Raw genomic sequence first — 25,356 nt, 5'->3', positions numbered from 1 at the left:
AACCTAATTATTCATTTCCTTTATATTAATTTATACCTAATTAGCCTAATGGCAACATGGCCTCTCACACAACAGGAGACCCGCTATGTCCACCGAATGGCTCACCACCCGTGATACCCCTTTTTTGCTGATCGAGAAAAGCAAATACCTGCACAACATTGAGCGGCTCTATTCCCGCGTTGACGCCTTAGGGAGCGAAGTCCGGCCACATCTGAAAACGCTGCGCTCCATTGAGGCCGCCCGCTATCTGCTTAAGCACAGTGATTCCCCGGCTACGGTTTCCACGCTCGCCGAGGCTGAAGCCTTTGCCGCGGCGGGATACACTAACCTGCTTTACGCCGTCGGTATCGCGCCCCACAAACTTCCCCGCGTGGCGGCGCTGATGGCTAAAGGTGTGAATCTGCATATCCTGCTCGATAGCGAACCGCAGGCTATCGCAGTGGCTGAGTACAGCCGGGCGCACAATCTGGCGTTTTCGGTTTTTATTGAAGTGGATTGCGACGGTCACCGGGGCGGTTTGCCGCCGCTCAGCGACGAACTTTTGACGCTGGCCCGCCTCATTGAGGCAAGTAGCTCAACGTTGACCGGGCTGCTGGCTCACGCCGGGGAATCCTATAGCTGCCGCACGGACGAGGCTATTCTCGCGGCCGCCAGAGCCGAATATACTGCCATTAAAACCGCTGGAAACCGTCTGCGCTCGCAGGGCTATGCTTGCCCCGTATTAAGTGTAGGTGCCACGCCGACAGCCCATTTTGCAGACAATCTCCCCGGCATCAGCGAAGTCAGAGCCGGGGTATTTACCACCTTTGACCTGGTGATGAAAAACGTCGGAGTCTGCCGCCTGGAGGATATTGCGATTAGCGTCGTCGCCACGGTGATCGGCCACAACAGGGAGAAAGGTTGGGTATTTATCGATGCCGGATGGATGGCGCTTTCCCGCGACAGGGGCACGGCGGCGCAAAGTCAGGACTACGGCTACGGCCAGGTGTGCAGCCTGAACGGTAATCCCTTAGAAAACCTGCTGGTCAACACGACCAACCAGGAGCACGGCATCATTACCTTGCCGGAAGCGTCAGCCTTTGTCGTCGATGATTTACCCGTCGGCAGCCGGGTGCGTATTCTGCCCAACCACGCCTGCGCCACCGCCGCCATGCATCAGCAATATCAGGTTCTGAGCGAAGATGGCGAGGGGCACGAAGTCTGGCAGCGGATCGTCGGCTGGTAACCTGCTGCTATTTCGACTGTTCTGTTGAAAGGTACAACACCAGCAGCGCCTGCGCTTCGGCGAGCACCGCTTTGCGTTCTGCATCATTTTGCAGATTGGCCGCCGCCGCTCCTTTGAGCATTTGCAGAATAACAATGGTCATCAGGCTGGCACGTTCAGGGGATAAACCAGGGAGCACTATCTGAAGTGCGGTGGAAAACCCGCCACGCATGGCGTCCCTGAACTGGAGGCGAGCCGCTTCATGCTCGCCGCGCTCTTCCACCAGCCTCAGGGCAAAGGTTCGCTGTGACTGCAGCGAAAGCACAAAGCGAGTGAACAAGTCTGCAGCTGCGGGGATGTCCACCCCGGTAACGCTTGCCTCCAGCGCTTCCAGCCTGTCGATCACTTCACGGGTGTACTCCAGCAGCAGCGCGTCGGCCAGCGACTCTTTGTTGGGGAAAAACCGGTACAGCGAGCCAATGGCCGTGCCCGAGCTGGCGGCGATCTCGGTCATGGTCACGGCGTCAAAGCCCTTCTCAGCGAAGAGTCGGGTGGCTGCTTCGGTTATTGCCGCCACCCGAAGATGGCCGCGCAGGCGTTTAGGCTGGTTTGCCGCTAAGGGCGCTGGTTTCGTCATAAAATATTTCGTATCAATCCGCTAACATTTATTCGCATAACGCCCATTGAGATATGCGAGGGCATCCTCTAGAATCTAAGTTATGTGAGGAGTTCCTCGCATAACTTAACTCTCCCTGAGTTTAAGCCACGACTCAGGCGTGAGCCAGCTTAAACCGAATATTCTTCCGCGCTGCGGGCGGCTATACAACAATGAAGAAACAAGATCCTGCCAAACCCAACGGTTATCACCTGCTGTCACCCCAGCGCATGCAGTGGAGCACGCTGATTGCTGCCACCGCGCTTTTCGGCGGGCTGCTCACCTGGCTAAATATTCCCGCCGCTCTGTTACTTGGGCCGATGGCCGCCGGGATCGTTGTCTCCCTCAACGGCGCAAAAATTCAGCCCAACGGCTCGCTGTTTCTTATCGCCCAGGGCGTCATCGGCTGTATGATTGCCAGCAAAATGCCCCGCAGCCTCGCCGACACCTTCAGCTCTCACTGGCTGCTGTTTATTGTCTGTGTCTTTTCGGTGATTTTTATCTGTATGCTGCTCGGCTGGATAATGACCCGTATGCGCATCCTGCCCGGTACCACCGCGCTCTGGGGATTAAGCCCCGGCGCAGCTACCGCCATGACGCTGATGGCCGAAGCCAACGGCGCAGACACACAGCTTGTCGCCGCCATGCAATATCTGCGGGTGATTATGGTGGCAAGCGTCGCTTCCGTGCTGATGAAAGTCTCAGGCGAGCACATCCCGGCCACATCAGCGGCGATCGATCTTTTTGCGCACGGCTCTCACGTTGCGATGGCTGAAACCTTTGGGCTTATCGCTTTCGGCTGCATTGCGGCCAAACTGCTGCGTCTGCCTGCCGGGGCACTGTTGATCACCCTGATCGCTGGCGTGGTGCTCTCGCAAAATAACTGGATTGAAATCGCGCTGCCGCAGTGGGTGCTGGTGCTGGCGTACACCATTGTCGGCTGGCGCATCGGGCTGAAATTCACACGCCCGCTGTTAAAACATGCTGCCCAGGTGCTGCCGCGTATTGCGGTCAGTATTGTGATTTTGATTGTCCTTTGCGGGGTGATGGCGGCATTTTTGGTGGTCGTGGCCGATATCGACCCGCTCACCGCTTATCTGGCTATGAGCCCCGGCGGCGCGGATTCCGTGGCGATTATCGCCGCCTCCAGCAAGCACATCGACATCGCCTTTGTGATGTCGATGCAGATGACCCGCTTTATTATTCTGGTCGCCTTCGGGCCGATCATCGGCAATATCATGAAGCGGCAGGCTACGAGGTAAAAATGCATATTGTGATGGATTTGTTTATCGGCGCACTGCTGTGCAACAGCGTGCCACATTTGGTTTGCGGTCTGACGGGAGAACGCTTCCCAACGCCGTTTGCCAAACCCCGAGGCGTGGGTCTTTCTTCGCCGCTGAGCAATTTTATTTGGGGCGCATTGAATGCGCTTATTGCGCTCCTGCTGATATTCAAAAGCGAGTCGTCTTTCGCCCAGCCCCATAACCTTATCCCCGCGGCCATCGGCTTTTTGCTCATGGGGCTTTATCTTTCCATGCATTTTGGCAAGGTGAAACAGGCTTCAAAGCGCCCGAAATAAGGCTTTACGCCTCATAGAGCGAGAAAAGCGCGCTGGCGTTGTAAACCAGGCCAAACAACGCCACGGCAAGCAGAAAAAGCGCTGAGATTCGGTCGAGCAATTTACCGTGCCGCTCAGGCACCCAGCGCTGCACGGTGAGGATATAAAGCGCCAGGATCGCAAAATCAAGCACAATCCACACCAGGGCTAGCGTCATAATACTGGTACTAAAATCCTGGGTAACCGCCATAAACTGAGGGAAAAAAGAGACAAAAAACAGAATGTCTTTTGGGTTAGAGACGCCAACCACAAAGCCTTTTAAGAGTCCTCCCCCGTCGCTTATTGCCGTTCTTGCAACACTTCCTTCATGCCTGCTTTGCAGGCTGACGATAGCCCCCCAACCAATAAACACCGAGCCCGCCAGACCCAGCAAAGACAGGTGCAGCGTCGAGAGAGAAACAATGCCCGCCAGCACCATGGCCGCAAAGGCAATCAGCACCAGCGAAGCACTGTTGGTGCCGATGACGGTCAGAAACGCTTTCCTGCTGCCGTGCCGCGCCGCCGTACCGGTCACCAGGGCAACAACCGGGCCGGGGGTCAGGATCAACATAAAGACAGCGAGCGTGTAGGCACCCAGCAGGGGAATATTCATAGTGTTAAATTCTCACAATCGGTTTCACTGTGATGCATTAAACCCTCTACTCCAGGCGTTGAAAAACGGAAAAAACTACGATTCAATGTGAGTAATACTCACAATAGAAGCACTCTATTATGACACTGCCGCCACTGTATGCGCTGCGTGCGTTTGAGGTTGCCGCCCGGTCAGGTTCGTTCAGCAAAGCCGCAGCGCAGTTAAACGTCACGCCCGGCGCAATCAGCAGACATATCCGCACGCTTGAAGCCTGGTTCGAATGCGAGCTGTTTCACCGTAATGGCCCCAAAGTCGAGGTTACGGCCGCCGGTAACGCGCTGGCGATGCAGCTCTCGGAGGGTTTTCATCGGTTGGATCAGGCCTGCCATGCATTTCGCAGCGGCAACCGTAAACTGCGTTTAAAATCGCCGTCGACGCTGACCATGCGCTGGCTGCTGGATGTGCTGAGCGCCTTCCGGCAGCGGCACGCTAAGCCGGAAATAGAAATGACCAGCGTGTGGATGGATACCGATAGCGTGGACTTTACCCACGAACCTTATGACTGCGCGATTCTGTTGGGTGATGGTCGGTTTGGTGCTGGGACGGAAGCCCGCCTGCTGTTCGACGAGTGGCTGGTGCCAGTGTGCTCGCCAGCCCAGGTTGAACAGGCCCGCATGGACATGTCTCGCTGTGAGCTGATTCACCCCTCTCCGGATCGCCGTGACTGGCGAAGATGGCTAAAGCGCACCGGACAATTCAACGAACTTAATATTGCGCGCGGCACGGTATTCGACACGCTGGAACAGGGCATTCGGGCGGCCATCAGCGGCCACGGCATTTCAATCGGTGATGCGTTGTTATGCCAGGCGGCAATCCAGAGTGGTCAGCTCGCACTGCCGTTTGCCGAAGCGATTGCCAGCGGGGAAGGCTATTGGCTTGTCTGGCCGAAGCACTCGGCGCGTTTAGCCCATATCACGCTGCTGGGCGATGCCTTAAAAGAAGTTGTGCCTCAGCAATTGCCCGACACATTGACGCTGCTGCGCTAAACGATCGGAAATAAACACAGTTAGCTTCTGGTATTAGCAATATTGTGAGCCGTTATTTATTTGTCGATGATTATGCTTAAAGGACTTCCGCTTACCGAAGGAATATCACCTTGCCAACTCATCAGGAGCAGCCGCCACTTTCCGTCGCGCTTTCACGGCTTCGGCTTCGTCATTTTCAGGCCCTGGATGCCTTACAGCAGTTAGGCTCGTTGCGGCGTGTCGCCGCTGAGCTGGGGCTCAGTCAGTCAGCTACCGTGGCGCTGATCAACGATCTTGAACATGCTTTTGGTATCACGCTGGTTAAACGAGAAAAGCAGGGTTCAACCCTGACGTCCGAGGCAGAAATGCTGATCGCTCGTTCAAAAATCATTCTGCAAGAGGTGGCGCTTGTTCAGCAGCATACCTTGCAGTCCCGCGATATCGGAGGGCGTGTTCGGATTGGCGCCTCGCCCTATCTGATCAGTTTCTTACTTCCTCAGATGCTCAATTTGTTTAGAACGCAACATGGCAATGTTTATGTGGATATCCAGGAAGATACCCTTGATGCGTTGCTGCAGAAACTGGTCGAAGGCGAACTAGATGCTGTTATTGGCAACGTCGATACAACCGCAACCTTATCTCCCGGCGTCGAGCTGGCTCAAATCTTTCTGTGGGATGAGTCGCTCAGTATTATTGCTGGCCGGGGTCATGCACTTTATGACCATGCCCACGCCACGCTTGAGCAAATCCTCGAAGGCCCCTGGATATTGCCTCACGCCGACTCCCACATCCGCCACCTGGTCGATAAGGCAATCTCGATGCTCAACGCCCCGCCTCTGGTACCCATGATTGAATGCCGCGGGATCCTCAATCTGATTAATCTCACCGCCGCAACCGCTGGGCTGAGCATTGCCCCGACGTCACAGATCAATCAATTCTTGTGGCATGACCGGGTCAAATTAATTCCCTGCCCGGTGAACATCGCCATCCCCCCCTACGCGTTTATTACGCGAAAATATAAAAAGCCCTTAAGCCTGCTGGATGATATGCAGCGGTGCGCAACCGAGGCCGTGGCTCTGCTGGCAAATGGGGAGCCACGCTAATAGTGCCGTTACCACCTCCTCCGGGCTGGTCTTATCGCTTTCAGGCGGGATGACCTTAAATTGAGATCAGGTGCCTCAGAAATCGGGACTTCCGCATCTGGCCATTGCCCGCCACTATTTCTGCATCCAGAGCAGGCGCCCGACACGGGCTCAAGGACCCAAAATGCAGCTGTACTATTATGAGCATTGCCCTTTTTGCGCAAAAGTTCGCTATTTTGCCGGGTTAAAAGGCATCCCTTTGAACCTGCAAGTCGTAATGGCGGACGACAAAGAAACGACTTTCCGCCTGGTAGGAAAAAAAGTCGTACCGGTGTTAACCCAGGCCAACGGGCAAGCCATCGCCGAAAGTAACGAGATTATTCATTATTTGGATAGCCTGAATGGCGAACCCGTTTTAACTTCCGAGCGTCAACCAGACACAGACGAATGGGTCGCGTCATTGCGCCTTTTCCTTAAGAATTTAACCTACCCGCGTTTTAGCCGAACGCCTTTTGCGGAGTTGGCAACGCCCTCTGCTTATAGAAGTTATTATCAGAAAGAAACGGACGCGATAGGCAACCTCGAGGAAAAGTTCGCCCAATCTGAGAAATGGATTCAGATGCTAAACCTTAAACTCGACGAACTAAGCCCGCTATTAAGCCACCCTATTGGCAGCCGTCAATCTTTATCACTCACGGATATCGAACTGTTCGTTTTCCTGCGAAATGCCAGCATCGTCAAGGGGGTAATATGGCCAGAAAACGTGAAGCATTATTTAAAAGACTGCGCTACTCGCAGTCAATTACCGTTGTATTTTGATATTGCAATATAAAGACCTCCCCCATACAACATTAAGAAAGCATTCTTTAATCTCGGCGTTATTGAGGATCAAAAATATGTATCAACACCGCAACTGGCAGGGTGACCTGTTAAATATTCCTGTCGGCAAAGTGGTTTGCGTGGGCAGCAATTACGCTAAACATATTCAGGAAATGGGCAGCGCAACGCCGGACGAACCTGTTGTGTTTATTAAACCCGAAACGGCGCTGTGTGACCTCCGCCAGCCACTGGCATTGCCCACAGGGTTTGGGCCTGTACACCATGAGCTGGAGCTGGCGGTGTTGATAGGTTCTTCGCTTAAACAAGCCAGCAATGAAGAGGTGCTTCAGGCCATTGCCGGATACGGCATTTCCCTTGATCTCACGCTCCGTGAACTTCAGGCCAAAATGAAAAAAGCTGGCCAGCCGTGGGAAAAAGCTAAAGGCTTCGATGGCTCATGCCCTTTGTCGCCTTTTATTTCAGCTGAGAAGTTTAAGGGTGACGCCCAAAATACCTCACTCGAACTGAAAATTAACGGTGAAATTCGCCAGCAGGGCTCCACGGCTGACATGATACATAAAATTGTGCCACTGATTGCCTATATGAGCACATTCTTCACCCTGCGTGCCGGAGATATTATTCTCACCGGCACACCAGAAGGCGTTGGTCCGTTAAAGAGTGATGACGTGCTGGAGCTCAGCTTCTCCGAATATAAAATGGCAACTCGTGTTTTATAGCGTTTATTTCAAACGCCGGGGCGGCATCAAAAAGCAGTTGCCGCCCCTTTCGGGTATTCGCCCTCTCTCTTTCATTCCTCCGGCTGCCCCCTTTGCAGCCCGTCAGCCGTAGCCTTAAGCTCGATAATCTGCCCGATCTGGTCGTGATACACCGTGAGCTGGTTGTACTGGCTCATCTCGGAAACGAGCTGCGTCGACAAGTTAAAGCTGCGGGCCAGCTCGCTAAGCTGAAACGGGCTATGCTCGTCGCGATATCGGTCGCTGTACCTGCGCAGGCTGTACTGATACCAGAGGATCAGCAGCCAACCGTTTATGGCCGCAATCAGTAAATACAGCAGCACGGAATTAAGCGACTGCGCGATGATTTCCCCGCGCTGGTCGGGCAATAACATCAGCTGAAGCAGCAAGTTTTTCCACACACAGTACAGAAAACCAGCCCAGGCAATGGCGGTGATCAGGCCGTCGAACAGGCGCGGCCCCAGTCGGTCTTCGTTCAATATCAGCGTGTTAGTCTGCATCATATTCTTCCTTTTCCACGGTCAGGACTTATCCAGCGCGCGCGGGCGCGGCGGCGTTTAAGCATCACTTTCGGGAACGACACCAGGGTGGTAAACAGGCCTATCATCCAGTACATCAGCGGGAACCAGACAATCCAGAACAGCGATCCGGCTATCCGCTTTTCATAACGCCGCTCGATGAACAGGCTGACCAGGAACTGCATCAGGCACATCACGCCCAGCAACAGCCCGGTAAACTCCGGCGGAAAGAGTGTTTCAACCACCAGATTGGCCGGCAGTGCGGTCAGGTGGCTGGCAATAAACAACAGGATGGTGATCGCATAGGCAAAGGCCCAAACCGTCGAGAGTACGTACTCCATAAACAGCGGCCACATCCGGCGGTGTTCCCAGCGGAACAGACGACGCAGGTTGACCAGGAACACTTCCGCCCCGCCCTGCGCCCAACGCAGCCGCTGCCTCCAAAGCCCTTTGAGCGTTTCCGGCATCAGGATCCAGCACAGCGCGCGCGGCTCAAAATAGAGCGTCCAGTGATGCAGCTGCAGTTTCCAACTGATATCAATGTCTTCGGTGATCATGTCCGGGCTCCAGTACCCCACATCCGCCAGCGCCTGGCGGCGAAAGGCGGCAACCACGCCGGAAACGGTAAAAACGCGGCCATAAATACGCTGGGTGCGTTTAATCAGCCCGATGATCGAAGAGAATTCGCCGACCTGAATACGGCCAATCAAATTCGAGCGGGTGCGGATTCGTGGATTCCCGGTAACGGCACCCACATTGGGGTGCCGAATCAGCGGCATCACAAGATAAGCCGCAGTGTCCCGCTCCAGTAAGGCATCGCCGTCGATGCACACCAGCAGATCCCCGCGCGCGGCGGCGGCACCGGCTTTGAGGGCCACAGCTTTACCCTGATTAGCGGCCAGATGAATCACCCTCAGCTTCGGGTATTCCTGCGCAAGTTTGTTCAGGATCTCAGCGGTGTTATCGCGCGAACCATCGTTAATGGCGATCACCTCAATGTTGGTATAGCGCTGGGCCAGCGCGGCTTCTATCGTTTCACGGACGTTTTTACCTTCGTTAAAACACGGGATAAGGATAGAGACCAGCGGATTGCCTTCAAGCTGCGGCGGCGGCACGTCTTTGTCCCACGGCCAGTGGCGCTCCAACCGGAACCAGAAATAGAGCCCGCCGGTCATCCACAGCACCGACATGAACAGCGGCCAGAAGAACACAAAGTCCAGCAGGATTTTCCCGGTAAACACCGCCGCCATGCCGAGCGGCAGCCCAAAGACCAGGCCCAGAATCAGCAAGGAAAGAAGACGATCAGTCATTGTTTGGGTACCAGTAAGAGGAAATTTCAGGTCTGATACTTGAAATATCAGGCTGGTTATTGATGAAGTCGTCCGGGTAGTAGCCGTAATGCTTCACGCCGTTCAGCTGCAGCAGCAGCATCCATTCCACCAGTTGTTTATCAGCGATGCCTTTCTGCGCCTTGTGGTTCCAGTCACGCGCCTGAAGCTCAAAAATGGTTTTATTCATTCCCGAAGGCTTCGCCGCCACGGCTTTGATCAGTTGTTCCAGCCAGCTATTGCTCTCTTCCAGCGGCACGGACTCCATCAGCGGCATCGCCATCGGCACCGTCCAGTCGTAGGCAGCCAGGAAATCGTCAATGTTCTGGGCGAACCACGCCTCACTCTCCGGCTCCAGAATCGGCAGCGCAAAGATATTTCGGGCAGTTTTTATCTGTGGGCCACGGATATTCCGCACCGCATCGGTCAGCGTGCGGGTGAACTCAATCAGCGTCTGGCTTTTAAAGCGCGTCCAGCGCTGAAGTTCAGCCGGGTTTTGATGAATGTCGCCGATGCTTCCCTGAAACCCCGCCTGCCGGTAAGCGGTCATGGCGTCCGGCCCGGCATCTTCAAAATCCGTGAGCAGCGCGTCGTCGTGAAAAAGAATGCCGTCAAACACCGCATGCCGGGCGAGATCTTCATAGATGTCGACAATCTGATGCCGAACCTGCCGGTTCCATGGAGAAAGTCGCAGATAAGGGCTGGTGGCCCGATGCGTCTTCCCGCTGGCGGCGTCCCAGCTTTGCACCCTGGGCAGCGCGGCATTCAGATCAAAAGAGAGCACCGGAAGCCAGGCGAACACTTTGGCATCGCCTCTGGTACGTAGCTGCCAGGCGACGAAGTTAAACAGGTCGGCACGAACGGGCAGCCAACGGTTGGGAAAATAGAGCGACTTGATATTGCCGTCGCCCAGCGGGTCTGAAAACGCCTGCAAAAAGACATGGCTGATTTTCATGTCATACACCCGCTGCACAAGCGCATCGATATTCTTCGCCTGCTGCACCGGGTTCGGGTCGTAGACATAGTCGAGATCCACATGCATAACGCGCACCGGATCCGGCTCCCGGACGCGGCTCACCATGCTGGCGAATGCTTTGAGCGTTGGATTGCCGGAAATCAGCACTCGCGGAATGTTGTCCAGGTCGCGGGCGTCAGCGAGGCCATCATTGAGCGTGAACGCCATCTGGTAACCCTGCTTTTTGAGCACGCTGAGTGAGGTGCCGTTAGCCGCGCCATAAGGCCAGACCCAGGCACGAGGCGCTTTCCCGCTTACCTGCTTAATTTTTTGGCTGATTTGGCGCGCATCGTCGCCAATACGCCGGGTGAACTGCCCGTCACTTTCGTACTGGCTGGTGGCTTTATCCCAAGCCCGATTGGCGACCGCAGGCTCACGGCTACCCTGGGGATTCGCCTGAATGCCGTAATGTGACGCCCAGGTATGTGAGCCAATCTCAACCAGCGTCGACTGGCTAAGTTCACGCACCATATCCCAGGTGGCAAACTTATCGCGGGCGGTCATCAGCCCACCAAAATCGACGTTCTTCCCCGCTGGGGTATCGACCCAACTGCCGACAGGAGCCCAGAGCGCAGGGACATTATAAGCCTTGAGCAGCGGCCACACGCGGGTGTAAAAGCTGCTGTAACCATCATCAAAAGTGAGTAAAAACGCCTTTGACGGCAACGGTGTGCCTCCCCGGTGGGCGTCCAAAACTGCCTGCACGCTGACCGCGTGATAGCCGTTTTGCAGCAGCCAGCTGATTTGCTCGTTAAGGGCGCTGGTGCGCACCGCCAGATAACGCTGATCGGGGTCGCGATCTTCAACATCATGGTAAGCCAGCACCAGAAAATGATTCTTTGGCCAGGGCCGGTTAGCTTCAGGCAACGGCCGCTCTTTCGGCGGCAGAAAATGAATCTCCTGCGCGCCCAGGCCAGAAAAAGTCAATAACCAGCCAAAAACGATCAGGCCGAGGCGAAAACTGTTGGTCAGCATGTTTGTCCTTAAAATCGTAAATTCGCATCAAAAGCGACGGCGAGATGCGTTTCCCGCTTGCCATCCCAGGGCCGCTTTTCCCAGTTCAACATGGCCCCGGTGTCGAGGACGTTGTTCCACTGAATACGCTGGCCATATCCCAGAGAGGTCATCGCCCCCGCCCCGTCATTTTTTTGCCGATAAATGCCTGCTCCGGCGCTGATCTGCTGGCTCCAGACGGTGTCATAACGCTGGTACATCACATGGTTAACGGCGAGCGTTGGCGCGGCGGATAAGTCCCATTTCGGGCTGTAATACACCGTGTCGGTCTTGCTGTTGGTGCTGTAAGCCACGCCGGGCTGCAGGTCGAGCGTGATCCGAGCCGTCTGCCACAGCCGTTCTTTGCCCTGTAAGGCGTATTCCTGCCGGTGGTTATGGTCTGAAAACCAGCTGGTCGTGGTCGCGATCTGATATTCACGCCGTTCGTTTTGATGCCAGCGCACCCACAGGTTGGCCTGATTCGCACTTACCCCGTTGCGCAAAGCCCGCAGCGGCGTTGCCCGTGCCAGGCGTTCCACTTCGCCTCCTACTCGCCAGCTGTCGCTGAAGCTGTGCCAGGCCGAAACGCGCCCGCCGGGCTTATTGCCGCCGTTGAAGTTGTTGTTCGCGAGTTCAAACTCGACCCAGCTATTGCGCGGCCGCCATTCGACGCCCCCAAACACGCTGCGGCTGGAGCCCTTACCTTCTTCAAAACGCCCGCTGTTAAAGCGGTGGCCACCAAACAGCCGCCAGCTGTCGGCCACGGGCGGGCCATAAACGGCCATATCCCAGCTAAAATCGTGCGCACCGCTGACGGGCGTATCAGAGTGGATCCCCTGCTGGCCGTTAATGCGCAGTTCGGACATTTGGTGAATCTCACGCGTTCGCTTCAAGCGCTGAGAACCAATATCCAGCGGGGCGCGCTGCATCACATCGTCCGTCAACAAATCCATTTGCCGCCACTCATGCAGATCCTGTGCGACATAAGCTTGCTGCCGTTCAAGCTCAAGGTTGGATGGCTCGAGCACTTCCGCTTTTTTTAGCTCTCGCTCAGCGGCCTGCGGCAACCCTCGCGCCTGCAGAACCCTGGCATAGTCTATACGTAACCCCTGATTACCTGGCGCGGTACTGGCCAGGCGCCGGGACAACGTTTCTGCTGCCGGCAGTGCATTGGTTGATAAGAGGTATTGCAGAGAGAGCGTTTTAGCTTCCAGCCAGCGATCGTTCGGTACGGGGTTCGGGAAACCCGACACGTAGCGGCGGTAAGGCGTGATCTGAGCAAGGTTTTGCAGATAACGACCGGCGGCGTCGTACTGGCCGCTGTCCAGCAAGGCATAAAACATCACCTGCTCATTCTCATTCGTCGCGCCGCTGAACAACTGCGGCGTTAGCGCCTGCGCCCTTTCTACCTGCTTTACTGCCAGGTAAGACGCAATAACCCACCGTAAAGCCCAGGGCGGAACGCGCACGTTTTCTGAGGCCAGGGCTTCATATTCCTGAATGACTTTTGGGTAGTCATTGTGAGCGTAGAGCGCCCCAAGCCTGTCTATTCGCGCCCGCGTGAGGTCCTGCTGAGCCTGAGGATTACCGTGCCATTTGGCGAACAAGGCGTCGTAGCGATCCAACGCCCGCTGCGCGACGGTAAAGCGCGCCTTCTCTTCACCCAGCGAAATTTCGGCCATACGCACCATTTCGGCTGCCGCATTAAGTTCAAGCTGTCTGCGTTCATTTGGCAGCAGTTCAGCTTGGTTGGCTAACGCCAGCGCCGGTGTATTCACCCTGTTCACGGTCAGACTGGATATCAGGTTTTGCAGCGCGGTTTTATCCCCCGGCGCAACCGCGAGGGCTCGCGTGTCGCTTAGCAACTGGTCCCAAGTATTTCCCTGCCGAAGATAGACATAAGAGAGCGTCTGCCAATGAGCCAGCGTCGGCTTCTCCTCGACCAGGCGCAGGGCTTCCTCTTTGGCCTGCCACGCTTTTTGCCCGTCGGCCAGCGTTTTAATTTGCCCTATGCGGTAATCATTGTTGTCGGGCGATAGCTGAAGCGCCCGCGCCCAGAGGGAAAGCGACTCCGTCCAGCGATGAAGGTTACGCAGGGATTGTGCCGTGGCGGCGACCCCACGAGCCGGAATAGCAGTACGCTCCTGATAACGCTGCCACACGCTGACCACTTCATCATCACGCCCGGCCCAGGAGGCGACCTGCAGCCAGTCGGCCACCTGTTCCGGCTTCAGTGCTCTTTGCTGTGCCTCACGTTTTAAGGCGTCAAGCAGGGGCTGATAGTCCCCGTTTCGGGCCTGTAATATCTGGCTGTCATAGCGCGATGTTGCCCCCACCCCTTGCGCTGAAAGCAGCCCCGGCATGATGAAAAATAACGAGAGCTTAACGCCACGATAAAAGAATAACTTATTGATACTCAGCCGCTGTCTCATAAATATCTATTATTCCATTATGAATGAGCATGGTTTATCCGCCGCGTTGAATGCCGGATATCGGCATTAGCGGATGAAATTCACACGATAAAACACTCCTTTGATACGCAGAGTATTTATTTAAACGGGCATGCCTCACCTAACGTTTTTTCCTGCACCTGGCTTTAGGAACAAACTCAAAATGACGTTAATTGCATGTTAGATCAGACAACAGGGATGATAAGTCACGACGAATAATTTTGTGAATACATCTCATCAGCCTAAGAGCCGTTTTTAAGAATACTCTGCATCGGCTTTTCAACGAATGATTTGCCATACAAAACAAAATCACAAGCCATTGATTTAAAATTAAAACCATTCATACATACAATAAAAAAATGATATGAAAGATGTTTTTGCCAATATGCTTAAGTGAAAATCAATGTATTAATCAGGAGATTTCCTGGCAAAAAATCCTAATTTAAAAGGCGGTCTCTTCTCTGTTATTTCTTTTTATTTATAATTTTAAATACCAGAAATAAAGAAGGATATCTCAGCACCCTTAATACCTTGCCAAGAAATAATTCACAATACCGCCTAACTTACCTCAAGGTAAGTTAGATTATTTACCATGAAATAGAGACACACGCTGTGTACACGCTGGCCCATGATATCAATGGTCAGGCATTTGGATTCGAGTAATATTAAAGGGATACGCTGCGGTGGATGCGACAATTTTGATCACACAAGATCGCTATCTTTATCAGGGAATACAAAGTTATTTTCCGGACATTATTCTGCTGCACTCCGTGGGCAGAAGGAGCTTCAGCTACGGCTACAAAGAGTACGCTATCCTGGTGGATAGCCGGTTACCGCTGGCGCAGTGGGAAAACATTATCACCAGCGCAGAGAAGGCTGAAGCGCTGGTGCGCTGCATAGTGCTGGATATGCGCCATACGGAACTTTTTCCGCTCAGGCAAAAGTGGAGCTTTGATATGTCGATGCCGCATCGGGAGGTTGAAGCGCTGTTCTGGGTACTGCAAAAAGTGAAGCTCGACCGTCAGGCCGGGGAATGGTTTTATGGCATGCGACTGACTCAGGAGGAGCGGCTGATGATGGCATGGCTCAGACGGGGCTTGCCCATGGAAACCGTGGCGGAAAAACTCAACACCTCACTAAAGAGCCTTTATCGCAGGCGGAATGAGCTTTACGAAAGATTGGGCCTGACGAATTTTAACGAGGCCTGCCTGCTTATTTATACCGACGAAGAAAACAACTATCCGTGATTCAGGCGACGGCAGCGCTGGCGTAGCCGCCGCCCTTCTGACTCAGGATGGCTGCAACGGTAAAGTGGTCATGCAGGTCTGGCTGTCATTAAAAGTAGCAAAAGCGGAATGCGCGGAACGCCCCTGGTAGCTGACACTGACCGTCCCTTCGGTATTGCGCGGCAGCCACACGCCGATGAAGCCGTTCTGCTGACTGGTCAGCGTTTTTTTCAGGAGGACTTTACCCGCTTTGTCAGTAATTTTGACGTCGAACGCCGTATTGGCCAGCTCGCCCTGGCAGCCGGAAAGACTGTGGTTAAAACAAGGGTGGGTTTGCTGTAGGTATGGCGCAAACGACAGATAGAATTTGTCGCCCAGCGGATAGCTAAACTTCTGCTGCCCGTCCGAAAGCACCAGCGCACGGCTGGTAATGCCAGCGCTGTAACCCAGCGGACGCGTTTGCGGAGACTGGTCGATAGCCTCCACCATCTGCTCAACGGTTTTTCCCGCCAGCCCATGTTTTGCGAGAAAGTCATTCGCTTCAGGGGAGACTGCCAGCGCAGAACCGCTAAGCGCCAATGTCAGTAGCGCCGTCATAATACGTATGTTCATTCAATTTCCTTTTAGAAAGTGAGATTTCTGAAATGACTGGCGCGGACGATACACCTTCCCCCTAGAGGAAGGTCAAAGCCCTGACGGTAAAGAAAAGTAAGCTCATGTATTTAGAGTACTTTAATTGATTTTTATCAAATTCCCCCTGTGTTCACGACGGAAGAGAATCGCGCTGCCGTTGTATTGCTGGTGAAGCGCATTGGTTGCTCCATGGCTTCAGCTGTGGGTTCTCCGCATGGGATCTAAATCACAATTTTCAGTGAGTTAGCGACAAGCTAAAACCGCTCAGCCTGTCCCACAACCGCTTAACCCTGAATACGACCACTCGGCCACTCTTTTCCCTCTCTTGCCGCAAAAATCGTCACGCTATAGCTGGCCTATTTTTATGCCCTTCTTTTACAACAACCAGGTTCAGCAAGACGGCAATCAGGCATGGCGCCGGGGCTGACAAACGGATGAATTATGAATAAAAATAAATTTCTCAAACATATACCCTGGGTGATTCTGGGTATCATCGGGGCCTGTTGTCTGGCCGTCGTCGCCCTGCGACGGGGGGAACACATCAGCGCTCTGTGGATAGTCGTCGCCTCGGTGTCGGTCTATCTGGTGGCTTACCGCTACTACAGCCTTTACATTGCCCAGAAGGTGATGAAACTGGATCCTATGCGTGCCACACCGGCGGTCATCAATAACGACGGCCTGAACTACGTCCCAACGAACCGTAACGTGCTGTTTGGCCACCACTTCGCGGCGATAGCCGGTGCGGGGCCGCTGGTCGGCCCGGTTCTGGCAGCACAGATGGGCTATTTGCCTGGCGTGCTCTGGCTGCTGGCGGGCGTTGTACTAGCCGGGGCGGTGCAGGACTTTATGGTGCTGTTTATCTCCTCGCGCCGAAACGGGGCTTCCCTTGGTGAGATGATCAAAGAAGAGATGGGGCCCGTGCCGGGCACCATTGCCCTGTTTGGCTGCTTCCTGATCATGATTATTATTCTGGCCGTGCTGGCCCTGATTGTGGTGAAGGCGCTGGCGGAAAGTCCGTGGGGCGTCTTTACCGTTTGCTCAACGGTGCCGATTGCCCTGTTTATGGGCATTTATATGCGCTTTATTCGTCCTGGTCGGGTCGGTGAAGTGTCCGTGATCGGGATTGTGCTGCTGGTCGCTTCGATTTACTTCGGCGGCGTGATTGCCCACGACCCTTACTGGGGCCCGGCGCTGACCTTTAAAGACACCACTATTACCTTTACGCTTATCGGCTATGCCTTTGTCTCTGCCCTGCTGCCGGTCTGGCTGATCCTCGCGCCGCGCGATTACCTGGCAACATTCCTGAAAATCGGTGTTATTGTCGGCCTGGCGATTGGTATCGTTATCCTCAATCCAGAACTGAAAATGCCGGCGATTACGCAGTACGTGGATGGTACCGGCCCGCTGTGGAAAGGTGCGTTGTTCCCGTTCCTGTTTATCACCATTGCCTGTGGCGCAGTATCCGGCTTCCACGCGCTTATCGCGTCCGGCACCACGCCAAAATTGCTGGCTTGTGAAACCGATGCTCGCTTTATCGGCTACGGCGCAATGCTGATGGAGTCATTTGTGGCCGTTATGGCCCTGGTGGCGGCGTGCATTATTGAGCCGGGTCTGTACTTTGCCATGAATACGCCACCGGCAGGTCTGGGCTTTACCATGCCAAACCTGCACGAGCTGGGCGGAGAAAACGCGCCGATGATTATGGCGCAGCTGAAGGAAGTAACCGCGCACGCGGCCGCCACCGTCAGTTCCTGGGGCTTCGTGATTTCTCCAGAACAAATCCTGCAAACGGCGAAAGACATCGGCGAACCTTCCGTGCTCAACCGCGCAGGCGGGGCTCCTACGCTTGCCGTCGGTATTGCGCATGTGTTCCACAAAATTGTGCCGGTCGCCGACATGGGGTTCTGGTACCACTTCGGGATTCTGTTTGAAGCGCTGTTTATTCTTACCGCGCTGGATGCCGGCACCCGTTCAGGCCGCTTTATGCTGCAGGATCTGCTGGGTAACTTTATCCCGTTCCTGAAGAAAACCGACTCGCTGGTGGCCGGTATCATCGGTACCGCAGGCTGCGTTGGGCTTTGGGGCTACCTGCTGTATCAGGGCGTGGTCGATCCGCTTGGCGGCGTTAAGAGCCTGTGGCCGCTGTTCGGCATCTCCAACCAGATGCTGGCGGCAGTAGCATTAGTGCTGGCCACCGTGGTCCTGGTGAAGATGAAACGTACCCAGTACATTTGGGTCACCGTGGTACCTGCGGTCTGGCTGCTTATCTGCACCACCTGGGCGCTGGGCCTGAAACTGTTCAGCAGCAACCCGCAGATGGAAGGCTTCTTCTTCATGGCCAACCAGTATAAGGCGCGTATCGCCGCCGGTGGTGCGGATCTGACGGCACAAGAAATCGCTAACATGAACCACATCGTCGTCAATAACTACACCAACGCGGGCCTGAGTATTCTGTTCCTGGTGGTGGTTTACAGCATCATTTTCTACGGCATTAAGGCCTGGAAAGAGGCGCGTAAATCTGACCAGCCAACGGACAAAGAAACGCCTTACCAGCCGGTGCCGAAGGAAGGCATTAAGATTTCTTCCGGCCACTGATCGCTTCATCTGACTGCCCCGCATAAGCGGGGCTTTAATCACTTAAGGAGCGACGAATGTTTGATAACTTAGGGGCTGCAAAAAAGTACCTCGGCCAGGCGGCAAGAATGCTCGTTGGCATTCCGGACTACGATACCTACGTACTGCATATGCAGACGAACCACCCGGATCAGCCGCCCATGACCTACAAAGAATTCTTCCGCGAACGCCAGCAGGCGCGCTATGGCGGAGACGGTAAAGGCGGCATGCGCTGCTGTTAACAGGAATGACGCGATGACACCGATTACAGTAACCGTATTAATCGGTTTTTTAGGCGCAGGGAAAACCACCCTGTTGCGCCATATCCTGCATACCCAGCAGGACGAGAAGATTGCCGTTATTGAAAATGAATTTGGCGAAACGCCTATCGACAGTCAGCTGATTGGCGACCGCGCCACGCGCATAACGACGCTGAGCAACGGCTGCATTTGCTGTACGCGGTCGAGCGAGCTGGAAGATGCCCTGCTGGTTCTGCTTGAGAGCAGGGACAAAGGTGAAATTCACTTCGACAGGCTCATCGTAGAATGCACCGGCATGGCTAATCCCGGCCCTATCCTGCAGGCCTTTTTCGCCCATGAAATCATCTGCGAACGCTACCTGCTCGACGGCGTAATCACCCTGGTTGACGCGGTACATGCCGACTCCCAGCTGGATCAGTTCCCACTCACCCAGTCGCAAATCGGCTACGCCGACCGTATTTTACTGACCAAAACCGACGTGGCCGGTGAATCTGCTGCATTGCTTGAACGCCTGCAGCGCATTAACGCACGCGCCCCGGTTTACCCTATCGTTCACGGCGATATTGACCTTACTCTGCTGTTTAACACCCGTGGCTTTATGCTGGAAGAAAATGTTGTGGCGACGAAGCCTCGCTTCCACCGCATTGCTCCGCAGCAAAATGAAGTCTCATCTATTGTGGTGACGCTGGACTACCCGGTTGCGCTGTCCGCTGTCTCTTCCGTGATGGAGAACCTGCTTTCCGGCTTTGCCAACAACCTGCTCCGCTACAAAGGGATGCTGTGGATTGAAGACCAGCCCTGTCGCCTGCTGTTCCAGGGCGTGCAGCGCCTTTACAGCGCCGACTGGGACCGAGAGTGGCAGCCGGACGAGACGCTGGAAAGTACGCTGGTCTTTATTGGCATTTCACTGCCGGAGGCTGAAATCCGTGACGCTTTTGCCGGATTAAAGCCCGACGCCTAATGAATCGGCGTCAAAGCCCCACCGCTTCTTTCAGTGATTTTAAATAGCGGCGGCTCACCGGCACGGTGCGACCATCCCGCAGCAGCAGTTCCGCCTGACTGTTATCCTCCAGGCGGATCTCCTGCAAATAATTCATGTTCACCAGATATTGTCGGTGGCAACGCAGCAGCGGTGTGCGGCTTTCCAGCGTGCGCAGCGTTAATTCGGTAAAGCCTTCTTTGCCATCCCGGCTAGTGACATACACCCCGCTCAGCCGGCTACTGACGTAGGCCACCTCTTCCATCTGCAGCAGCCAGATGCGGCTATGGCCGCTACACGGAATAAATTTCAGCGGCTGCTGGCTTTCCGGCAGGCGGGAAACATCCTGCGCTTCGGCCTCCTGGTGCAGGCGAGCCAGCGTTTTTTGCAGCCGCTGCGCCTCAATAGGTTTTAGCAGATAGTCAAAAGCGCACTCCTCAAAAGCCTGCACCGCGTATTCATCAAAAGCGGTGAGAAACACAATGCGTGGTCGGTGGCGTTCATCCAGCATACCCACCATTTCCAGCCCGCTGATGCGCGGCATCTGGATATCAAGAAACAGCACGTCCGGGCGCAGCTTGTTCACCGCGCTAATCGCCTCTATCGCGTTAGCGCATTCCCCGACTACCTCAATCTCACCGTCATTCTCAAGCAGGACGCGCAGGTTCTCACGCGCCAGCGGTTCATCATCAACAATCAATACTCTTAACATACCAACTCCTCGGCGGGCAGGCGCACGGTGATACAGGTAAAACGATCGGGTTCGCAGCTCACGTCCAGGCCATAATCCTCGCCAAACTTCGCCCGCAGCCGCTTGTCCACCAGATTCATTCCCAACCCGTTACCGTTCTCTTTTGGTCGGTACAAACCGGCGTTATCCTCAACATCCACCAGCACGTCTTTTCCCTCGGTACGGGCACGAATAGTAATCATGCCGTGGCCTAATTGCTGGGAGGTGCCGTGTTTAATCGCGTTTTCAACAATTGGCTGTAGCGTAAAGGCCGGCAAACGCTGATTCGCCAGCTCGTCTGGCACCAGCCAGTTCACCGCCAGCTGTGTCTGGAAACGCGCCAGCTCAATTTGCAGATAGGCATTCACATGCTCAATTTCATCGGAAAGCGTGACGATTTCAGACGGGCGCTTGAGATTTTTGCGGAAAAACGTCGAGAGATACTGCACAAGCTGGCCGGCTTTATCGCCATCGTGGCGGATAACTGCTTTCAGCGTGTTCAGCGCGTTAAATAAGAAATGCGGGTTCACCTGCGCATGCAGCAGCTTGATCTCGGACTGGGCCAGCAGCGCTTTTTGTTGCTCAAATTTCCCGGCCAATATTTGCGCCGACAACAGTTGCGCAATCCCTTCGCCAAGCGTGCGGTTGATCGAGCTAAACAGCCGGTTGCGCGCCTCGTAGAGTTTTATGGTGCCGATCACCCGCTGGTTTTCACCCCGCAGCGGGATCACCAGCGTCGACCCCAACTTGCAGTTCGGATGGAGTGAGCAGCGATAAGGCACCTCGTTACCGTCGGCGTAAACCACTTCGTTATTCTCTATGGCCTGCCAGGTATAACCAGACGAAATAGGCTTGCCCGCCAGGTGGTGGTCGGCCCCGGTGCCGATAAACGCCAGCAGCCTTTCCCGGTCGGTGATCGCCACGGCGCTGATATCCAGCTCCTGGTGCAGTACCTTCGCCACTTTCAGACTGTTTTGTTCGTTAAATCCTTGCCGGAGAATCCCTTCGGTCGACGCCGCGACCTTCAGCGCGGTGGCCGAGAACGCGGAGGTATATTTCTCAAACATCGCGCGTTTATCCAGCAAAATGCGCATAAACATGGCGGCACCCAGCGTGTTGGTGACCATCATGGGCGCGGCAATGCTCTCCACCAGGTAAAGTGCATCCTCAAAGGGCCGTGCGATAAGTAAGATAATGATCATCTGCACCAGTTCGGCGACAAAACTCGTCGCTCCGGCGACCAGTGGGCTGAACAATTTGTCCGTTCTGCCCCGCCGGATTAAAACGCTGTGGATTAACCCGCCAATCAGCCCTTCCGCAATGGTGGAGATCATGCAGCTCAGCGCCGTCATCCCGCCGAGGGAGTAGCGATGCAGCCCGCCAGTCAGCCCAACCAGTCCTCCCACCACTGGCCCACCTAACAGGCCGCCCATTACGGCACCGATGGCGCGCGTATTGGCAATCGAACCTTCGATATGCAGGCCAAAATAGGTACCCATAATGCAGAAAACCGAGAAAGTGATGTAGCACAACAGCTTGTGCGGTAAGCGCACGGTCACCTGCATCAAGGGGATAAACAGTCGGGTTTTGCTCATTAACCAGGCTATGACCAGGAACACGCACATCTGCTGCAGTAGCAGCAAGACTAAATTGAATTCGTACATCTTCAGACAATCTCCGCTCTCGAGGCGAGAAAGATAACGCGATGAGAATAGAATTTCCGGGGTATGGCGCAGATTTGTTAAATTTGGGAGGAAAAATAAGAGTCTGATCAGCGTCGGGCAGTACAGATTTAAAACTAAAAAAAGCGAAGCGCGCAATTATCAGCCAGAGCCAGGGCATTAATAAAGACTATCAATAACCGTCAATTATTTATCACCTCTCCTCTGATGATTGTTATTTAAACGTATTTAATTAACCAATTTAAAGATAAGCAATGCCATATTTTTGCTATAGAGTATTAATTCCAAGCAGAAAAGCACCATCACTTATTTATATTTCTTATGGCTATAAGTCATATTTTTATATTCTTCTGGCCAGCGTCATTAGTAGGTAGTATCAGCCAAATAATAATGGCTCAACGCCATAACACCGCATGTACGCGCCAACCATCAGCATATCATGCTGTTACGTTGCGAACATTTTCAGCAGTTAAGGACCAGGATAATGATCGTTCTTTCGGGCGTATCAAAGATATTTGCCAGCAAACATGGCGCAATCACCGCCGTAGACAATATTAATATCAACGTCAATAAAGGGCAGATTTACGGTATTATCGGCTACAGCGGCGCGGGTAAAAGCACGTTAATCCGGTTATTAAATGGGCTTGAAAAACCCACCTCAGGTTCGATCGTTGTCGCCGGGCAGGATATTGCCCAAGCCAGAGGAGAACAGCTCCGTCAGGCTCGCCTAAAAGTCAGCATGGTCTTTCAGCACTTTAATCTGCTGTGGTCCCGAACCGTTGCCGAGAATATTGCCTTCCCCCTGCAAATTGCCGGCGTAAATAAACGCCAGATTCAGCAACGCGTTGACGAACTGATTAAGCTGGTGGGGCTGGAGGGGCGCGAAAACGCCTGGCCTGCTCAGCTTAGCGGCGGCCAAAAGCAGCGAGTCGGCATTGCCCGCGCGCTGGCAAATAACCCGGACGTTTTGCTGTGTGACGAAGCCACCTCGGCGCTGGATCCACAAACGACCGACGCGATTCTCGATCTGCTGCTCGACATTAACCGTCAGCTCAATTTAACCATCGTCCTCATCACCCATGAGATGCATGTGGTGCGCAAAATTTGCCAGCGTGTGGCGGTGATGGAAAACGGCAGAATCGTTGAAGAAGGCCCGGTACTGGATATTTTCACTCACCCGAAGCAGCCCATCACGCAAACTTTTGTGCGTCAGATTGCGGGGCAGAATACGCCCAGCGAACCGTTCAATCCGCTTTGGGTTCAGGGCATCAGCGGCAGCATTCTGAAGCTGATTTTCCCCGGTGGAGAAGCCCGGCAGCCGGTGATTGCCGATGTCATTCAACACTTCAACGTCGCGCTGAATATCCTGCACGGCAACATCACCCAGACGGTAGACGGTGCGTTTGGCGAGCTGTATGTCCATATGGATGACGCCAGCCAGCTAGAAAATATTGTGCAATACCTGAATCAAAAGCGGGTAGAAACTGAGGTTATTCGACATGCTTGAGCAATACTTCCCGCATTTAAAACTCGACAAGCTGTGGGCCGCCACGGGCGAAACGCTTTACATGACAGCCTGGTCCGGCGTGGCAACGTTAGTGTTTGGCATTGCCCTCGGAGTGCTGCTGTTTCTCACTTCTCGTGGCCAGTTGCTGCAGAATCGTCTGCTGTATTCGGTGGTGACCGTGCTGGTCAACGTCTTCCGCTCGATCCCGTTCATCATTCTGATCGTCCTGCTGATCCCGTTCACGAAAACGCTGGTCGGCACCATTTTAGGCACCAACGCCGCGCTTCCGGCGCTGATCGTCGGGGCGGCACCTTTCTACGCTCGCCTGGTGGAAATTGCACTGCGCGAAGTCGACAAAGGGGTCATCGAAGCCACGCGTTCGATGGGGGCCAAAACCCACACGCTGATTTTCCGCGTGCTTCTGCCTGAATCCTCCCCTGCGCTGGTCTCCGGGATGACCGTCACCCTGATTGCGCTGGTGAGCTACAGCGCCATGGCCGGGGTTATTGGCGCAGGCGGTTTAGGCAACCTCGCCTATCTGGAAGGGTTCCAGCGTAACCATAACGACGTCACGCTGGTGGCCACGGCCACTATCTTAGCGATCGTTTTCATTATTCAGTTTATCGGTGACCGCATCACCAACCTACTCGATAAGCGCTAACGGTTTCTACATCTTTCAGGCGACAGAGACGCACTCTGCTGCCTGGAATTCCACGGCAATGCACTTTTAATCACTAATCACGACTGGACGAAATAATGAAAAAACAGTTTATGATGTTAGCTCTGGCTTCTTTAACCGCGTTAAGTCTTCACGCCAACGCCGCTGAAAAACTGATTGTGGGCGCCTCCAACGTGCCACACGCGGAAATTCTCGAGCAGGCAAAGCCGATTCTGGCGAAAGAAGGCATCGATCTTGAGATCAAAACCTTCCAGGACTATATCCTGCCGAATACGGCGCTGGCCGAGCATGAAATTGACGCCAACTATTTCCAGCATCAACCCTATCTGGATTCGATCCTGCAGGATCATAAAGGCGATAAAAACTACGATTTCGTCAGCGCCGGGGCTATCCACGTGGAGCCTATCGGCATCTATTCGAAGAAGTATAAAAGCCTGAAAGATCTGCCGCAGAACGGCAAAATCATTCTGCGTGACTCCGTGGCCGAAGAAGGCCGCATTCTGGCCATCTTCCAGCGCGAAGGTGTGATCACTCTGAAGCCAGGCGTGAAGCCGGTTAACGCACGTATCAGCGACATCGCCAGCAACCCGAAAAATCTGCAGTTCAAAGCGGACATTGAAGCCGCCCTGCTGCCGCAAATGTACGCCAACAACGAAGGTGATGCGGTAGTGATCAACGCCAACTACGCGCTGGATGCGGGTCTGAACCCAATCAAAGATCCGATTGCTGTCGAAAGCACCGAAGGCAACCCGTATGCCAACATCATCACGGTTCACAGCACCGACGTGAAAAAACATGACATCGTCGAACTGGTGAAAGTCCTGCACTCTAAGCAGATTCAGGACTGGATCAACGAGAAATATCACGGCGCGGTTGTGCCGGTTAATCAGTAATACGAAAAAGGGGCGCAATGCGCCCCTCAGACTGCTGACAAAGTCCTGGCCGTGAGGCCGGGACTTTGATCTAATAAGGTCAGTGCAAAAAACGGACTGACCGCCATGCTCAGAGAACTTT

General features: G+C 54.3%; 23 protein-coding genes. 14 read left to right on the top strand and 9 right to left on the bottom strand.

Going from position 1 to position 25,356, the window contains the following annotated elements; genetic code table 11:
- The first annotated feature begins 85 nt into the window (after positions 1-85).
- Complete coding sequence (locus B9Y90_RS06280; protein ID WP_085540610.1) at positions 86-1,225, top strand: DSD1 family PLP-dependent enzyme; 1,140 nt, start codon at positions 86-88, stop codon at positions 1,223-1,225.
- Between the two features lie 7 nt (positions 1,226-1,232).
- Here the strand turns inward: B9Y90_RS06280 and B9Y90_RS06275 are convergent, their stop codons facing one another.
- On the bottom strand, positions 1,233-1,841 hold the full coding sequence (locus tag B9Y90_RS06275) for a TetR/AcrR family transcriptional regulator (protein WP_085540609.1): 609 nt from the start codon (positions 1,839-1,841) through the stop codon (positions 1,233-1,235).
- Positions 1,842-2,032: 191 nt separating this feature from the next.
- Here B9Y90_RS06275 and B9Y90_RS06270 point away from each other — a divergent pair, with 191 nt between their 5' ends.
- Positions 2,033-3,121, top strand: a complete 1,089-nt coding sequence (locus B9Y90_RS06270; RefSeq protein ID WP_085540608.1) for an AbrB family transcriptional regulator — start codon at positions 2,033-2,035, stop codon at positions 3,119-3,121.
- A 2-nt stretch (positions 3,122-3,123) separates the two neighbouring features.
- On the top strand, positions 3,124-3,438 hold the full coding sequence (locus B9Y90_RS06265; protein ID WP_085540607.1) for a hypothetical protein: 315 nt from the start codon (positions 3,124-3,126) through the stop codon (positions 3,436-3,438).
- 4 nt (positions 3,439-3,442) lie between these two features.
- On the opposite strand, the gene B9Y90_RS06260 is transcribed toward B9Y90_RS06265, so the two are convergent.
- Entirely contained in the window at positions 3,443-4,069 is a 627-nt protein-coding gene (locus tag B9Y90_RS06260) for a LysE family translocator (protein WP_085540606.1), read from the bottom strand.
- A gap of 119 nt (positions 4,070-4,188) precedes the next feature.
- Between B9Y90_RS06260 and B9Y90_RS06255 the strand changes: the two genes are divergently transcribed.
- The 4 genes from B9Y90_RS06255 (at position 4,189) to B9Y90_RS06240 (ending at position 7,711) form a co-directional block, all read left to right on the top strand.
- Entirely contained in the window at positions 4,189-5,094 is a 906-nt protein-coding gene (locus tag B9Y90_RS06255) for a LysR substrate-binding domain-containing protein (protein ID WP_085540605.1), read from the top strand.
- Positions 5,095-5,204: 110 nt separating this feature from the next.
- On the top strand, positions 5,205-6,176 hold the full coding sequence (locus B9Y90_RS06250; protein WP_085540604.1) for a LysR family transcriptional regulator: 972 nt from the start codon (positions 5,205-5,207) through the stop codon (positions 6,174-6,176).
- A gap of 163 nt (positions 6,177-6,339) precedes the next feature.
- Positions 6,340-6,987 (top strand): glutaredoxin 2, encoded by a 648-nt coding sequence (gene grxB / locus B9Y90_RS06245; RefSeq protein ID WP_085540603.1) that lies wholly within the window; start codon positions 6,340-6,342, stop codon positions 6,985-6,987.
- 64 nt (positions 6,988-7,051) lie between these two features.
- Positions 7,052-7,711: a fumarylacetoacetate hydrolase family protein gene (locus tag B9Y90_RS06240; protein WP_085540602.1), complete on the top strand. Its 660-nt coding sequence runs from the start codon at positions 7,052-7,054 to the stop codon at positions 7,709-7,711.
- 71 nt (positions 7,712-7,782) lie between these two features.
- Here the strand turns inward: B9Y90_RS06240 and pgaD are convergent, their stop codons facing one another.
- Genes pgaD through pgaA form a run of 4 tightly spaced genes read right to left on the bottom strand, consistent with a single transcriptional unit; the run spans position 7,783 to position 14,015 of the window.
- On the bottom strand, positions 7,783-8,229 hold the full coding sequence (gene pgaD / locus B9Y90_RS06235; RefSeq protein ID WP_085540601.1) for a poly-beta-1,6-N-acetyl-D-glucosamine biosynthesis protein PgaD: 447 nt from the start codon (positions 8,227-8,229) through the stop codon (positions 7,783-7,785).
- Entirely contained in the window at positions 8,229-9,557 is a 1,329-nt protein-coding gene (gene pgaC, locus B9Y90_RS06230) for a poly-beta-1,6-N-acetyl-D-glucosamine synthase (RefSeq protein ID WP_085540600.1), read from the bottom strand. Before pgaC ends, pgaD begins: the two co-directional genes overlap by 1 nt.
- Entirely contained in the window at positions 9,550-11,565 is a 2,016-nt protein-coding gene (gene pgaB / locus B9Y90_RS06225; RefSeq protein ID WP_085540599.1) for a poly-beta-1,6-N-acetyl-D-glucosamine N-deacetylase PgaB, read from the bottom strand. Before pgaB ends, pgaC begins: the two co-directional genes overlap by 8 nt.
- Before the next feature lie 8 nt (positions 11,566-11,573).
- Positions 11,574-14,015 (bottom strand): poly-beta-1,6 N-acetyl-D-glucosamine export porin PgaA, encoded by a 2,442-nt coding sequence (gene pgaA, locus B9Y90_RS06220; protein ID WP_085540598.1) that lies wholly within the window; start codon positions 14,013-14,015, stop codon positions 11,574-11,576.
- 716 nt (positions 14,016-14,731) lie between these two features.
- Between pgaA and B9Y90_RS06215 the strand changes: the two genes are divergently transcribed.
- Complete coding sequence (locus B9Y90_RS06215; protein ID WP_254902665.1) at positions 14,732-15,280, top strand: helix-turn-helix domain-containing protein; 549 nt, start codon at positions 14,732-14,734, stop codon at positions 15,278-15,280.
- 42 nt (positions 15,281-15,322) lie between these two features.
- On the opposite strand, the gene cueP is transcribed toward B9Y90_RS06215, so the two are convergent.
- On the bottom strand, positions 15,323-15,871 hold the full coding sequence (gene cueP / locus B9Y90_RS06210) for a copper-binding periplasmic metallochaperone CueP (protein ID WP_085540596.1): 549 nt from the start codon (positions 15,869-15,871) through the stop codon (positions 15,323-15,325).
- Positions 15,872-16,333: 462 nt separating this feature from the next.
- Here cueP and B9Y90_RS06205 point away from each other — a divergent pair, with 462 nt between their 5' ends.
- The 3 genes from B9Y90_RS06205 to yjiA are packed head-to-tail and all read left to right on the top strand — an operon-like array spanning position 16,334 to position 19,726.
- Complete coding sequence (locus B9Y90_RS06205) at positions 16,334-18,487, top strand: carbon starvation CstA family protein (RefSeq protein ID WP_085540595.1); 2,154 nt, start codon at positions 16,334-16,336, stop codon at positions 18,485-18,487.
- Between the two features lie 56 nt (positions 18,488-18,543).
- Positions 18,544-18,747: a YbdD/YjiX family protein gene (locus B9Y90_RS06200; RefSeq protein ID WP_008460696.1), complete on the top strand. Its 204-nt coding sequence runs from the start codon at positions 18,544-18,546 to the stop codon at positions 18,745-18,747.
- Positions 18,748-18,760: 13 nt separating this feature from the next.
- Positions 18,761-19,726 (top strand): GTPase, encoded by a 966-nt coding sequence (gene yjiA, locus B9Y90_RS06195; protein WP_085540594.1) that lies wholly within the window; start codon positions 18,761-18,763, stop codon positions 19,724-19,726.
- Positions 19,727-19,736: 10 nt separating this feature from the next.
- Here the strand turns inward: yjiA and btsR are convergent, their stop codons facing one another.
- Complete coding sequence (gene btsR, locus B9Y90_RS06190) at positions 19,737-20,456, bottom strand: two-component system response regulator BtsR (protein WP_085540593.1); 720 nt, start codon at positions 20,454-20,456, stop codon at positions 19,737-19,739.
- Positions 20,450-22,138: a sensor histidine kinase gene (locus B9Y90_RS06185; protein ID WP_085540592.1), complete on the bottom strand. Its 1,689-nt coding sequence runs from the start codon at positions 22,136-22,138 to the stop codon at positions 20,450-20,452. The genes btsR and B9Y90_RS06185 overlap by 7 nt, the downstream gene beginning before the upstream one ends.
- 502 nt (positions 22,139-22,640) lie before the next feature.
- On the opposite strand from B9Y90_RS06185, the gene B9Y90_RS06180 reads away from it, so the two are divergent.
- The 3 genes from B9Y90_RS06180 to B9Y90_RS06170 all read left to right on the top strand — a co-directional run bounded on the left by B9Y90_RS06180 (position 22,641) and on the right by B9Y90_RS06170 (position 25,235).
- Positions 22,641-23,663 (top strand): methionine ABC transporter ATP-binding protein, encoded by a 1,023-nt coding sequence (locus tag B9Y90_RS06180; protein ID WP_085540591.1) that lies wholly within the window; start codon positions 22,641-22,643, stop codon positions 23,661-23,663.
- Entirely contained in the window at positions 23,656-24,324 is a 669-nt protein-coding gene (locus tag B9Y90_RS06175) for a methionine ABC transporter permease (RefSeq protein ID WP_085540590.1), read from the top strand. Before B9Y90_RS06180 ends, B9Y90_RS06175 begins: the two co-directional genes overlap by 8 nt.
- A 95-nt stretch (positions 24,325-24,419) precedes the next feature.
- Positions 24,420-25,235 carry a MetQ/NlpA family ABC transporter substrate-binding protein gene (locus tag B9Y90_RS06170; RefSeq protein ID WP_085540589.1) on the top strand — a complete coding sequence of 272 codons (816 nt, stop codon included), beginning with the start codon at positions 24,420-24,422 and terminating at the stop codon, positions 25,233-25,235.
- The last annotated feature ends 121 nt before the right edge of the window (positions 25,236-25,356 follow it).

This window comes from Cedecea sp. NFIX57, assembly GCF_900177785.1.
Classification (GTDB): Bacteria; Pseudomonadota; Gammaproteobacteria; order Enterobacterales; family Enterobacteriaceae; genus Cedecea; species Cedecea neteri_C.
This window is presented reverse-complemented; position numbering and strand designations above follow the sequence as displayed.